Origin of the sequence: Natronospira elongata, from assembly GCF_034931365.1 — a bacterium.
In the GTDB taxonomy this organism is placed as follows: Bacteria; Pseudomonadota; Gammaproteobacteria; order Natronospirales; family Natronospiraceae; genus Natronospira; species Natronospira elongata.
Genome location: NZ_JAYGII010000015.1, coordinates 1 through 13,024, shown reverse-complemented (window position 1 = coordinate 13,024; position 13,024 = coordinate 1). Strand labels below are relative to the sequence as shown.

Here is a 13,024-nt window from a genome sequence, read left to right as displayed (position 1 = left end):
TTTTTCATGTTGCTGCAGATTGCTTTTCTCTGCAGGGGGAACGATTACCGCTCCACCTCGGCCTGTTCCCGGAGTTCGGAAACATAGCGCTGCACCCGTTGCTGGCGCAGGTTGTCGGCGATCTGCTCACGCACTTCCTCGAAAGCCGGGCCTTCCGTTTCCCGGGTGTCCTCGAGCAGGATCACATGCCAGCCGAACTGGGTCTGGACGGGCTCGGCGGTGAAGCTGCCCGCTTCCATGGCCCGAACGGCATTGGCGAAGGGCTCCACCATCTGCTCGGCGGGGAACCAGCCCAGGTCACCACCCCGCTCACCGGTGGGGCCCGTGCTGTGTTCGCGGGCCAGTTCGGCGAAATCGGCACCCTCGTCCAGTGCAGCAATCAGGTCGCGGGCGGTGTCTTCATCTTCCACCAGGATATGCCGGGCACTGTATTCCTTGCTGTCCGAGTATTGTTCTTCGTACTGCTCGCGGAGGGTGTCCTCGCTGATGGGCTCATCCTCTTCCAGCTTGCGCATGAGTGCATCGGCCAGGGTCTGCATCCGCTCCAGGGCCATGGCGGCCCGGATCTCGTCTTCCTGATGGATGCCACGACGCTCGGCCTCTCGGCTCAGGATCGTCAGATTGATCAGGTGGTCGGTGAGCTGTTCCCGTTGCTGGGGCTGGAGACCATCCATGTCAAAGCCCGGGTACTGGCGTACAAAGGCCGCCAGGAGGCGGTCGGATACAGGTTTCCCATCCACGGTGGCCAGGGTCTCGCCGCCCAGGTCCTCTCCATTCCGGTCACGGTCTCCATTGGCCGGGGTTTCGGTCTCACAGGCCATCAGGCCCAGCAGACCGAGCACAATCAGACTGCTCAGTAGTTTCTTCATGATCATCCTCTCTTGGCTAAGGCCGGGCGCACCCGGCGTGATTTCAGTTATCTTCCTCTGCCGCCGCATCGATCTGCAGGGCATGGATATCGCTTTCCATCATCTCGCCGAGGGCCTCGAAAACCAGCCGGTGACGGGCCAGGGGCCGCTTGCCGGCAAAGGCCTCGGCGCGAATGCGGACATGGAAATGACCGCGGCCGTCGCGGGCCCCGGGATGGCCGACATGCAAATGACTGTCATCACGGATCACCAACTCCGCTGGTGCAAAGCGGCTTTCCAGTATCTGGCGCATGCGTTTAACGCGTTCAGTATTGTCGCTCATGCATCCTCCCGGATTCAGGGCAGGGCGCGGATAAAGGGGCGTACCTCGACGGACTCGTAGACACCGACCTCAATGTAGGGATCGGCCTTTGCCCAGTTCTCGGCGGCCGTCAGGCTATCGAATTCGGCAATCACCACACTGCCGCTGACGCCGGCCGGCCCGGGTGCCGGGGCGTCGTCCCGGGGGCAGGGACCGGCCACCAGCAGGCGACCCGCCTCCTTGAGGGCTTCCAGGCGCTCCAGGTGCGCCGGTCGCGCGTTCTGGCGTGCACTCAGGCTGTCCGGCCGGTCCCGGCCAATGATCACATACCACATCGACTCGACCCCCTGTCGAAAAGCGAAAAGACTATCACAGCCAGTGCCGGCCCGGCTCGTGTTAGCATCCCGTGGTTGGCAGTGGAGGGAGCATGAGCCAGTATTTCCAGATACATCCGGTGGACCCCCAGCCGCGGCTGGTGCGCCAGGCCGTGCGCATACTGCGCGATGGGGGCGTGATCGTATATCCCACGGACTCCATTTACGCCCTCGGCTGCGCCCTGGAGGAGAAGAACGCCGTGGAGCGAATCCAGTGGCTGCGCCAGACCGACAAGGGCCACAACCTGACCCTGGTCTGTCGTGATCTCTCCGAGATCGGCACCTACGCCCGGGTGGACAACTCGGTCTTCAGATTGCTGAAGGCTCACACCCCCGGGCCCTACACCTTCATACTCAAGGCCACCGGCGAGGTGCCTCGCAGGCTGCAGAATCCCAAGCGCAAGACCATTGGCATCCGCGTCCCGGACAATGCCATTGTGCGGGCCCTGCTGGAGGAGCACGGGGAGCCGATTTTGAGCTCCACCCTGATACTGCCGGGGGATGAGCTGCCCTTCACCGATCCGGAGGATATCCGGGAGCGCCTGGAGCACCATGTGGACCTGGTGGTCGACGGCGGCAACTGCGGCCTTGAGCCCAGCACCGTGGTGGATTTGAGCGAGCTGCCGCCGCGGATCCTGCGCCATGGTCGCGGTGATCCGGCCCCCTTCGAGCTCTGATCGGGTGCGAGAGGGCGAGACCCGGGGCCTCGCTTCCCTTTATAATGTCCGGCTTGCCCGCCCGACGGGATTTTTGTCCATTACGCAGGAGTAGAGATTTGGTTTCCGCAAGCGGTCAGAACAACAGGATCGTGTCCGGCATGCGGCCCACCGGCCGCCTCCATCTCGGCAATTACCACGGCGCCCTGAAGAACTGGGTCAAGCTGCAGCATGAATACGACTGCTTCTTTTTCGTGGCCGACTGGCATGCCCTGACCACCCATTACGAGGATACCGGGGACGTGGCCTCCCGCGCCTGGGACATGATCATTGACTGGCTGGCCGCCGGCGTGAATCCGGGCTCGGCGACCCTGTTCATTCAGTCCCGGGTGCCGGAACATGCGGAACTGCATCTGCTGCTCTCCATGATCACGCCCCTGTCCTGGCTGGAGCGGGTGCCCACCTACAAGGATCAGCAGGAAAAGCTCAAGGAACGGGACCTGTCCACCTACGGCTTTCTTGGCTATCCCCTGCTGCAGAGCGCGGATATCCTGATGTACAAGCCGGGCCTGGTGCCGGTGGGCGAAGATCAGGTGGCCCATGTGGAGATTACCCGCGAGATCGCCCGCCGCTTCAATCACAGTTTCGGCCGCGAGCCCGAGTTCGAGAGTCGTGCCGAGACCGCCCTGCGCAAGACCGGCAAGAAGAATGCCCGTCTGTTCCGTGAGATGCGAAAGCGCTGGCAGGAGCAGGGCGATGAAGAATCCCTGGAGGTGGCGCGGGCCATGCTGTCCTCCCAGCAGAACCTGACCAAGGGCGACCGGGAACGCCTGTTTGGCTATCTTGAAGGCGGGGGCCGGGAAATCCTGGTGGAGCCGGAGGCCCTGCTCACCGAGACCCCCAAGATGCCCGGCCTGGACGGGCAGAAGATGTCCAAGTCCTACGGCAATACCATTGGGCTGCGTGAACCGCTGGAGTCGGTGGAACAGAAGATTCGCACCATGCCCACCGACCCGGCCAGGGTGCGTCGCAGTGATCCGGGCACGCCGGAGAAATGTCCCCTGTGGGAATTTCACAAGATCTATTCGGACAAGGACACCCAGGAATGGGCCCACAAAGGCTGTACCACGGCGGGGATCGGCTGCCTCGAGTGCAAGGGCCCGGTCATTGAGGCGGTGAGCAATGAGCTCCGGCCCATTCAGTCCCGCGCCCAGGAATATGAGGAAGACCCGGACGCGGTGCGCAGCATTATCCAGGAAGGTTGTGAAACGGCACGCTCCCGGGCCAGGGAAACCCTGGACGAGGTGCGTCAGATCATGGGGTTGCAGTACCGGTGACGATGGACGAGCAGGACAGGCAGGCCCAGGACGCCGACAACAACCGTCCGGCGGAGGCGGCAGAACAGCAGCCTGACAACCCGCAGGGCGAAGCCGGCGATGGGCAGGTCAATGATCCGGCCGAGGGGCGTCAGGAGGAAATGCCCTTTGCCCTGGTCCAGGGCGAGCCGTTCACCAACCTGCCCAAGGATCTCTACATTCCGCCCGATGCCCTGGAGGTCTTTCTCGAGGCCTTCGAGGGGCCTCTGGACCTGCTGCTGTACCTGATCAAGCGCCAGAATCTGGACATCCGGGACATTCCCATTGCCCAGATCACCCAGCAGTACATGCAGTACGTGGAGCTCATGAAGGAGCTTCGTCTGGAGTTGGCGGCGGAATATCTGGTCATGGCCGCGATGCTGGCCGAGATCAAATCCCGGATGCTGCTGCCCCGACCTTCGGTCAGTGAAGAGGAGGAGGGCGAGGACCCGCGGGCGGAGCTGATCCGCCGCCTGCAGGAATACGAGCGCTACAAGACTGCCGCCGAGGACATCGACAGCATGCCGCGAATGGGCCGGGATGTGTTCCAGGCCGAGGGCGAGTTGGTCGGCCGTCGGGTGGTGGAGATGGTGCCCGAGGTGACTCTCAAGGAGCTGATGCTGGCCTTCAAGGAAGTCCTGCGGCGGGCCGACATGTTCCAGCATCACCAGGTCCAGCGGGAGGCCCTGTCCGTTCGCCAGCGCATGTCCGAGGTGCTGAGCAGTCTGGATGACGGTCGCTTCCGGGACTTTACCGGCCTTTTTCCTCGCGAGGAGGGGCGTATGGGTGTGGTGGTGACCTTCATGGCCATCCTGGAATTGGTCAAGGAGCGCCTGGTGGAAATCGTGCAGGCCGAGCTCTACGGCCCCATTCATCTGCGCGCCAGTGCGGCGGTAACCGAAGGCGAGGCGCCGGAGGATGCCGGACAGACGACGCCTGGCGATGATGAGCAATCGGGGCCGGAGCAGGCCGGTGGAGAACAGGGAGCCTGAGCTTCCGGGAATCGGGGAAGGAATGGACGAGCAACAGCTAAAGAATATCGTTGAAGGCGCACTGCTGGCAGCCGGCCGGCCGCTCAAAATCGATGACTTGGAAGGCCTGTTTCGTGATGAGGAGAAGCCCGATCGCAACGCCCTGCGGGCAGCGCTGGAGGGGCTGACTGCCGATTACGAAGGGCGGGCCATGGAGCTTCGCCAGGTCGCCAGCGGCTTCCGCATTCAGGTGCGGGAGAGTGTCTCTGATTGGGTATCCCGGCTATGGGAAGAGCGTCCGACGCGCTATTCCCGGGCGCTGCTGGAAACCCTGGCATTGATTGCCTACCGCCAGCCCATTACCCGTGGCGAGATCGAGGAGGTTCGCGGGGTCAGTGTCTCCAGCAGCATTGTCCGGACCCTGCAGGAACGTGGCTGGATCAAGGTCGTCGGCCACCGGGATGTGCCTGGCCGCCCGGCCATGTTCGGCACCACCCGGGAGTTTCTCGATTATTTCGGGCTCAAGAGCCTGGATGAACTGCCCACCCTGTCCGAGATCCGTGATATCGACAGCATCAATGTGGAGCTGGATCTGGATGCCGAGGGCAAGCCCGCCGACGATGCGGAAGCGGATGCCCATGGTGATGGCGACGCCGATGGCGAGGCCGCAGGCGAGGACAGGGATGAACAGGATGCCGCCGGTGAGGCAGCCGAGGAGGGTGCCTCCGATGAAGACCGTGAATTGCCGATCGACGCAAGCGAAGAAGATGAATCAGCGTCGGCCCCGCAGGCGGAAGATGCCGTCACCGCCGACGCAGAGCAGGTGGTTGAGGATCCCGACACCGGGGAAAGCGTGGATGAACGCGAGCTGGGCAGCCGTCCGGTGACCGATCCATTCGAGGAAAGTCCCTACGAATCGCAAGACGAGGGCGAAGACCTCGACTTTGAAGAGGTTCCCGAGGAAGCCAATGGCGAAGCGCAAGAAGAAAGTGGCCAGCAAGAAGATCAGTCGGAAACGGAGCGGCAAGCGCCAGGGTCCGGGGCCGAAGTATCCGAGCAGCCACGACCCGAGACTGCCGAAGAAGAAGACGAGCAGGGCCGCGGCCACTGAGGCCATACCGCTGCAGCGGATTCAGAAACTGCTTGCCAATGCCGGCTACGGTTCCAGGCGGGAAGTGGAGTCCTGGCTGGCGGCCGGCCGTATCCAGCTCAATGGCCGCCCGGCGGGCCCCGGCGACAAGGCGGGCGAGGGCGATCGTCTGAGCCTGGACGGCAAACCCTTGCGTCTGGATGCCGGCATGATGCCCGAGCGCCGGGTACTGATCTATCACAAGCCGGTGGGAGAGATGAGCACCCGCCGCGACCCCGAAGGCCGGCCCACCATTTTCGATCGCATCCCCGCCCCCCAACGCGGGCGCTGGGTCTCGGTGGGCCGCCTGGATTTCAACACCGCCGGTTTGATGATCCTGACCACAGATGGCCAACTGGCCGCACGGCTGATGCATCCCTCTCGTCAACTGGTACGCGAATATGCCGTGCGGGTGCGGGGCGAGGTGGCGCCGGAGTTGCTGGACAAGCTGCGCAGCGGTGTGAAGCTGGACGATGGCCCGGCCCGTTTCGAGGAGATTGTTGATACCGGCGGGCAAGGCCAGAATCACTGGTATCACGTGATCCTGCGGGAAGGCCGTTATCGTGAAGTCCGCCGTCTCTGGGAAGCCGTGGGCGCCACTGTCAGCCGCCTTATTCGGGTTCGCTATGGGCCCCTGTCACTGCCCGGCGATCTGCCTCGGGGGCACTGGCGGGAGCTGGGTGCGGGGCAGGTCCGGGCGCTGATGGATGCTGCCGGGCTGGAGCCCGAGGCGCCACTGGCGGAAGCCTCGGACAAGAAGGCTCAATCGGGGCGGCGCTTCAAACCCAATCGAGATTGACGTGTCTGATATCCATGTCTGCCAGGCGGCGTCGCAAGCGACGGGTCTCCCGGCGACAGGATGGAATCTTCAGTTCATGGGTTTCGCAGAAGACCTGGTCGATCCGCTTGATCAGTCCGGTGTCCAGCAGACGATGAAGAACCGCGTACTCGCCGCCCTCGATATCCAGCTTGAGCAGACGGATTCGCCCCTCCTGGGCCTCGATCAGTTCGGCAATATCCAGCAGCTCGATTTCCACCCCCGCATCGGGGTTGATGTTGCGCTTGTCCGCCATCAGCGAGGCGGCCTCGGAATAGAACAGGGCATTGTCTTCGTGGCGCTTGTGAAGATAGAGCCGGGCCTTGCCGTTGTGGTCGGACAGGCCCTTGGGAATGCACTGGACCTGTGGGTGATCGCCGAAGGCCCGCTCAAGGTGACGGAAGGCGACGGGATTGGGTTCGAAGGCCAGCACCCGGGCGCCCTGGCCCAGCAGGCGCAGGGTCACGCTGCCGAAGTTCGCGCCCGCATCGATGACCAGATCGCCCTCGCCAATGGGGAAATGCTCGAAGGCACGACGCGCCCGTTTCTGGCGGCGTCGCTTGATCAGTTTTTGAATGGCCCGCACGGGCATGAGATGACTCCTGGTCGAGGTCCGGCATGAAGCCTAACCCAGCAAGCAGAAAAGCTCACCCTCCGGCCATCGACCGGCGACGGTTGCGACGGGTTTTCGAGCGCCTGCTGGCCCACCACGGCCCCCAGCATTGGTGGCCCCACGACGGTCACCCCTTCGAGATCATGATCGGTGCCGTGCTCACCCAGAATACGGCCTGGACGAATGTGGAAAAGGCCATGGAGCGCCTGCGGCGGGCCCGGGCCCTGACCGCACGCCGTATCCTGGCGCTGCCCCAGGGCGAGCTGGCCGAACTGATCAGGCCGTCGGGGTATTACAACATCAAGGCCGATCGCCTGCAGCATCTCTGCCGATGGTATCAGGAGGGCGGTGGATTCCAGGTCCTGAATGAATGGGACACGGCAACCCTTCGTCGCTCCCTGCTTGCCGTCAAGGGCGTCGGTCCCGAGACTTGTGATGACATTCTGCTTTATGCCTTCGAGCGTCCGGTATTCGTGGTGGATGCCTATACCTTTCGGCTGTTCCAGCGCCTGGGCTTGATTGAGGAGGGCCATCGCTATGAAAGCCTGCGAGCGGCCGTTGAAACCGCGATTGGCCCGCATACCGCATTCTTCAATGAGCTCCACGCCCTGGTGGTGCGTCATTGCAGTGGTACCTGCAAGCCACGGCCCCTGTGTCAAAGTTGCCCCCTGCGCAGACAATGTGCTTACAATCGTCAGCTCGTCGCTCAGCCCCGCTGACGGTCACGGAACCAATTGAGGAACAGGCATGAACCTTAGTCGACTCTCACTGCTCGCCGGTCTGGCGGGCCTTACGCTCAACACAGGACTCATGGCAAACGACGACCCCTATCTCTGGCTGGAAGAAGTGGAAGGTGAAAAAGCCCTGGAGTGGGCCGAAGAGCAGAACAAGCGCTCCCTTTCCGAGCTTGAAGGCCATCCGCTGTTCGAGCCCATTCACGACCGGGCCCTGGAAATTCTGACCTCGGATGATCGCATTGCCTATCCCAGTCTGATGGGGGGGCAGGTCTACAACTTCTGGCGTGATGCCAACCATGTTCGCGGCATCTGGCGGACCACCAGCCGTGAGTCTTATCGCAGTGATGACACCGACTGGGACATCATCCTGGATGTCGATGCCCTGGCCGAGGCCGAAGACGAAAACTGGGTCTGGGCCGGTTCCAGTTGTCGCTACCCGGATTATGATCGTTGCATCATTGGCCTGTCCCGTGGCGGGGCCGATGCCGCGGTAAGGCGGGAGTTTGATCTGGAAAAGCGGGAATTCGTGGAAGATGGTTTTGTGCTCCCGGAGGCGAAGAGCCAGATCAGCTGGCGTGACCGGGACAGTGTCTTTGTGGGCACCGACTGGGGTGATGGCAGTCTCACCAGCTCCGGTTATCCCCGTCAGGTGCGACTCTGGGAACGGGGTACGCCGGTGGAAGAGGCCGAACTGGTCTTTGAAGGCGAGGAAAGCGATGTGGCCGTCAGCGGGACTCGTTTCTGGGACGGCGACACCCCCTATGACATGATCGTTCGCTCGGTGGGCTTCTTTACCCGCCATTATTATCTTTTTGAAGACGGTGAAACCCACCGCATTGATGTCCCGGATGATGCCACACTGGCCGGCATTCTTGATGGTCAGTTGCTGGTGGAGCTGAAGTCGGACTGGGAAGTGGGTGACAAGACCTATGCCCAGGGTGCCCTGCTGACCACGGACATGGATGCCATTCGCAGCGGTGAGCCGGACTTCCATGTCCTCTACCAGCCGGGCCCCCGCGAGGCATTGGCGGGTGTGAGTACTACCGAAAACCGGGTGATTGTCGGTATTCTCGATAATGTGGTGGGCCGCATGCTGAGTTTTCACCGGGATGATGAGGGTTGGCACAAGAGCCCATTGTCCACGCCCGACATGGGGACCCTGTCGGTGGTGACCACCGACGACAGCAGCGATACCTTCTTCTACAACTACACCGGATTCCTTACTCCCTCGACCCTCTATCAGGCCGATGCGGCCAGTGATGAGCACGAGGTGGCCCGCGCCGAGCCGGCCCGTTTTGATGCCGAAGGCTACCGGGTCGAGCAGCACGAGGCCGAATCCGCCGACGGTACCCGGATTCCCTACTTTGTGGTCCGCCCCAAGGACCACGAGGACGGTGACCCCATGCCCACGCTGCTGGGCGCCTACGGTGGTTTCGAGATTGCCCGCACACCCTTCTACTCCGGTGTCATTGGAGAGAGCTGGCTGGAGCGGGGCGGCGTCTATGTGCTTGCCAACATCCGAGGCGGTGGTGAGTTCGGGCCCCGTTGGCACCAGGCGGCCTTGCAGGAAAACCGCCAACGGGCCTTCGATGATTTCATCGCCGTTGCCGAGGACATCATCGATCGAGGTATCACCAGTGCCGAGAAGCTGGGGATCCAGGGTGGCAGCAATGGCGGACTCCTGGTTGGTGCGGCCTTTACCCAGCGCCCGGACCTGTTCAATGCCGTGGTCTGCCAGGTGCCGCTGCTGGACATGAAGCGCTATCACAAGCTGCTGGCCGGCGCGTCCTGGATGGCCGAGTATGGCGACCCGGATGACCCGGATCAGTGGGAGTACATTCGCGAGTATTCCCCCTACCATAATCTGGATGCAGAGACGGATTACCCCCGTGTCTTTTTCACGACGTCCACGCGGGATGATCGGGTCCACCCGGCCCATGCTCGCAAGATGGTAGCGAAGATGAAGGACATGGGGCACGACGTGCTCTATTACGAGAATATCGAAGGGGGGCATGGCGGCGCCGCCAATCTGGAACAGCGTGCCCATCTCTCCGGCCTGATCTATGCTTATCTGCATGAACGTCTGGACGCTGGCGCAGGCGAACAGTCGGACTGATTCTGTCAGTAGTGCCCCGTGTCTCGTCCAGGCGAGGCACGGGGTGTTCTTGCCACGAGGCCATGACCATGTTGCGTTCTCCGCTTGGCTTTCTTGCTCTCGCCTTTCTGTTTCCGCTCTCCCTTCATGCCCATGAAGAGCCCGCAGGCATCGTTGGTCCGGCGGACTGCGTGGACGGGGAAGCGGCGGGCCACCCCTGTAGTCGAATCGATCTATTGGCCTTCATGCCGGCCGATGCCATGGGCGGGCCATCCCTGAACGATGTCTGGGGTTGGACGGATCCGGAAAGCGGCCGTGAATACGCCATCGTCGGCCGTTTTGGCGGCACCAGCTTCATCGATCTCGACGACCCGGCCAATCCGGTCTATCTGGGTGAGTTGCCCACAAGAAGTCTCACGGTACAGGGGCAGGGCGGATCAATTCTTTGCCATGATGACTGCACCGATCCACCGGAAGGCGCGGGCGACGGTTCGCTGTGGCGAGATATCAAGGTCTTTCAGGACCATGCCTTCATCGTCAGTGAGGAGCCTGATCACGGCCTGCAGGTTTTCGACCTGCGACAGCTGCGCACCCTTGAAGATCCGCCGTATGTCTTCGAGGAAACCGCCCATCTGCCTGATTTCGGCAATGCCCATAATATCGAGCTCAATCGGGACAGCGGGCGCGCCTATGTGGTGGGTGCGACCTCGGATGGTCGCAGCGGCGGTCCGATCGTGATTGACGTCAGTGATCCTTCTGCGCCCGAGAGAATCGGCGAGTTTCATGCAGACGGTTACACCCATGATGCCCAGTGCGTGGTCTATGAGGGGCCGGATATGGCCTTTCAGGGTCAGGAGGTCTGTTTCAACAGCAACGAAGACCACCTGACCATCGTGGATATGACCGAGGCCTCCAGTGGCGAGATCATTTCCAGCACGGATTATCCCAGGGTGGGGTACACCCATCAGGGCTGGTTGAGTGAAGACCAGCACTGGTTCTACATGAACGATGAGTTGGACAACTGGAGTCGGGATGCGGCCGGGAACATGATTTCCGACAGTCGAACCCGGACTCTGGTCTGGGATGTCTCCGACCTCGGCAATCCCGAGCTGGTGGATGAATATTACGGACCCAGTGCCGCCATCGCCCATAACAATTACGTAAAGGGCGATTATCTCTTTCAGAGCAATTACACCAGCGGTTTGCGTATTCTGGATATTTCCACGCCGTCGCGTCCGGTGGAGTATGCCTGGTTTGATGTGCAGCCCGGGACCGATTCGCCGCGCTTTGAGGGGAGCTGGAGCAACTATCCCTGGTTCGAGAGTGGCATTGTCGTCTTTACCGATATCGGCGACGGTCTGTTCATCGCACAGCCTCGTTTGCCCGAGGCCCAGGCGGGTCATGCCGATATTCTTCTTGAGATCGACGAGGGTACCGCAGTGGCGGGCGACGGCCGGGTCCTGGCGGGACAATTCCGTGTCACGGTCGAGAACCGAGGGCCGGAAGACGTCAGTGAACTGGCCGTGGTCGCCAGTCTGCCGGTGAGTGGGCAGTTATCGCTGGTGGATGATGGGCCTGGAAATTGCGAACTGGCCGATCATGTGCTGCGTTGCCGGGACGGTGAGCTGGCGTCAGGGGCGTCCCTGGTTTTCGATCTGGAAGCCCGTGCCAGTGAGGCGCCCGACCCCGACCTGATCGTCATGGCCAGCAGTGAGTGGCGGCATCCGGATACGACGGCGAGCCGGGTTCACTCATCGCTGCCGGAAGCCACTGACACCATCAGCGGTGAAGGGCAGGGCTCCGGGTCCGGCAGCGGCTGCAGTCTGGCCGGCAATCAACGCCAGGATCCCCTCTTGCCCGGCCTGTTCCTGATTGCCGTCCTGTATTGCCTGAGCCGAAGAAAAAAGCCGGCCCCCATGCGCGGGCCGGCTTTTCCCTGAATCAGGGCCTGTTTCGCCTGTTCAATCCCAGGGCAGGAAGGCCCGACAGTCCCGAGCGTTTCTGAACCAGCCGGGGGCCTGGCCGCCGCCGGCCCATTGCCCCACCTGTTCGATGTTGCCGGAGCTGTCCACCTGCACGCCCAGGAAACTGCGGTTCTCACAGCCACCCAGGCAACTGCCCCAGCCCTGTTTGAAGATATAGAAGTGCTTGTCTTCACGGATAGAAAGGCAGATGTCATTGCCATCCTCCAGCCCCGTGGCAGGTGCGGTGTAGATGGCTCCATCAAGGCTGCTGTACTCCCGGGCCAGACGGCCGGGATTGAAGCGACCGTCAAACTTCAGCACATTGATGTTGATCTCTTCCCGATAATCCACCTCGCCAAGACTGAAGATGTCATTGAGATCATCCCAGTCCTGGTATTGCTCATCGTTGACCTCGGCCTGGGTTTCGGCCTCGAAGCGAATCAGGAGGCGGCTGGGGTCCCAGCAGCCGATAGCCTCGTGGTCGGTGGCATTGGGGAAGCGATCGCGGATGCCGGTCAATTCCACTACTACCCGCTGGTAGACGTCTTCCGGCGCGATCAGCTCTCCGGTGGCCTGCAGGGCAAGCAGCTCGGCGGTACGGTCACTGCGGGGGGTGGCGGCAGGATCCGCATCATCAAGATCGGCCGGCTCCTCGGCGATGGTGAAGCAATTGATTTCCGCCGGCCAGTACCCCACCTGGGTGGGATTGATGTCATTGCCGTAGTTGCTGTCGAAGCAGCCCGACATCGCCAGGCCAGCCGCGGCCAGCATGATGGTGGACAGTGTTGTGGATTTCATGGACCCCTCCTCGACAAGGACGCCGGTGGCAAGCGAAGGCCGAGTGCTCAATCAACTTGCTGAAAATCCTACCCCAGCCCAGACCCCGGCGCCAAGCGGGGCGGATCATCTTAGCGCTTACTGGGCGTCAAAGGAGCGGCCTGTGATGCCCCGGCTTTCACCACCGAAGAGAAACAGATAAGTGCCCATGATGTCTTCCGGCGTGGGCAGGGTCTGGGGATCCTCGGCCGGGTAGGCATCGGCGCGCATGGCGGTACGGGTTGCGCCGGGGTTGATGGCGTTCACGCGCAGATTTTCCTTGTTCTCCAACTCGTCCGCCAATACTTCCATCAGCCCTTCGGTGCC

Annotated in this window: 14 protein-coding genes; 8 read left to right on the top strand and 6 right to left on the bottom strand. The window is 62.2% G+C overall.

Translation table 11 applies throughout. The annotated features are described in order from the left end of the window. Positions 1-44: 44 nt before the first annotated feature. The 3 genes from VCB98_RS08150 to VCB98_RS08140 are packed head-to-tail and all read right to left on the bottom strand — an operon-like array spanning position 45 to position 1,505. A complete protein-coding gene (locus VCB98_RS08150) occupies positions 45-869 on the bottom strand; it encodes a peptidylprolyl isomerase (protein WP_346051565.1) in 825 nt (274 codons plus the stop codon). A gap of 43 nt (positions 870-912) precedes the next feature. Further along, a complete protein-coding gene (locus tag VCB98_RS08145; RefSeq protein ID WP_346051563.1) occupies positions 913-1,191 on the bottom strand; it encodes a BolA family protein in 279 nt (92 codons plus the stop codon). 14 nt (positions 1,192-1,205) lie between these two features. After that, positions 1,206-1,505 (bottom strand): YciI family protein, encoded by a 300-nt coding sequence (locus VCB98_RS08140; RefSeq protein ID WP_346051562.1) that lies wholly within the window; start codon positions 1,503-1,505, stop codon positions 1,206-1,208. Positions 1,506-1,597: 92 nt separating this feature from the next. Here VCB98_RS08140 and VCB98_RS08135 point away from each other — a divergent pair, with 92 nt between their 5' ends. From VCB98_RS08135 to rluB, 5 genes are all read left to right on the top strand, one after another. Next, complete coding sequence (locus VCB98_RS08135) at positions 1,598-2,221, top strand: L-threonylcarbamoyladenylate synthase (RefSeq protein ID WP_346051560.1); 624 nt, start codon at positions 1,598-1,600, stop codon at positions 2,219-2,221. Positions 2,222-2,319: 98 nt separating this feature from the next. Continuing rightward, positions 2,320-3,537: a tryptophan--tRNA ligase gene (locus VCB98_RS08130; RefSeq protein ID WP_346051557.1), complete on the top strand. Its 1,218-nt coding sequence runs from the start codon at positions 2,320-2,322 to the stop codon at positions 3,535-3,537. A gap of 2 nt (positions 3,538-3,539) precedes the next feature. Then, a complete protein-coding gene (locus tag VCB98_RS08125; RefSeq protein WP_406672117.1) occupies positions 3,540-4,547 on the top strand; it encodes a segregation and condensation protein A in 1,008 nt (335 codons plus the stop codon). A 22-nt stretch (positions 4,548-4,569) separates the two neighbouring features. After that, positions 4,570-5,637 carry an SMC-Scp complex subunit ScpB gene (gene scpB / locus VCB98_RS13950; protein ID WP_374729202.1) on the top strand — a complete coding sequence of 356 codons (1,068 nt, stop codon included), beginning with the start codon at positions 4,570-4,572 and terminating at the stop codon, positions 5,635-5,637. Then, entirely contained in the window at positions 5,531-6,454 is a 924-nt protein-coding gene (rluB, locus tag VCB98_RS08115) for a 23S rRNA pseudouridine(2605) synthase RluB (RefSeq protein WP_445353995.1), read from the top strand. Before scpB ends, rluB begins: the two co-directional genes overlap by 107 nt. On the opposite strand, the gene VCB98_RS08110 is transcribed toward rluB, so the two are convergent. Next, a complete protein-coding gene (locus tag VCB98_RS08110) occupies positions 6,435-7,064 on the bottom strand; it encodes an FkbM family methyltransferase (protein ID WP_346051555.1) in 630 nt (209 codons plus the stop codon). The genes rluB and VCB98_RS08110 overlap by 20 nt on opposite strands. A gap of 26 nt (positions 7,065-7,090) precedes the next feature. Between VCB98_RS08110 and VCB98_RS08105 the strand changes: the two genes are divergently transcribed. The 3 genes from VCB98_RS08105 to VCB98_RS08095 all read left to right on the top strand — a co-directional run bounded on the left by VCB98_RS08105 (position 7,091) and on the right by VCB98_RS08095 (position 11,857). Next, a complete protein-coding gene (locus VCB98_RS08105; RefSeq protein ID WP_346051553.1) occupies positions 7,091-7,804 on the top strand; it encodes an endonuclease III domain-containing protein in 714 nt (237 codons plus the stop codon). 28 nt (positions 7,805-7,832) lie between these two features. Then, positions 7,833-9,938: a prolyl oligopeptidase family serine peptidase gene (locus VCB98_RS08100; protein ID WP_346051551.1), complete on the top strand. Its 2,106-nt coding sequence runs from the start codon at positions 7,833-7,835 to the stop codon at positions 9,936-9,938. Positions 9,939-10,006: 68 nt separating this feature from the next. Further along, entirely contained in the window at positions 10,007-11,857 is a 1,851-nt protein-coding gene (locus tag VCB98_RS08095; RefSeq protein ID WP_346051549.1) for a choice-of-anchor B family protein, read from the top strand. Between the two features lie 21 nt (positions 11,858-11,878). Here the strand turns inward: VCB98_RS08095 and VCB98_RS08090 are convergent, their stop codons facing one another. Beyond that, positions 11,879-12,679, bottom strand: coding sequence for a hypothetical protein (locus VCB98_RS08090; RefSeq protein WP_346051547.1), 801 nt, complete (start codon positions 12,677-12,679; stop codon positions 11,879-11,881). Positions 12,680-12,796: 117 nt separating this feature from the next. Further along, positions 12,797-13,024 (bottom strand): SDR family oxidoreductase (locus VCB98_RS08085; protein WP_346051545.1); only part of this gene is annotated, 228 nt, incomplete at its 5' end.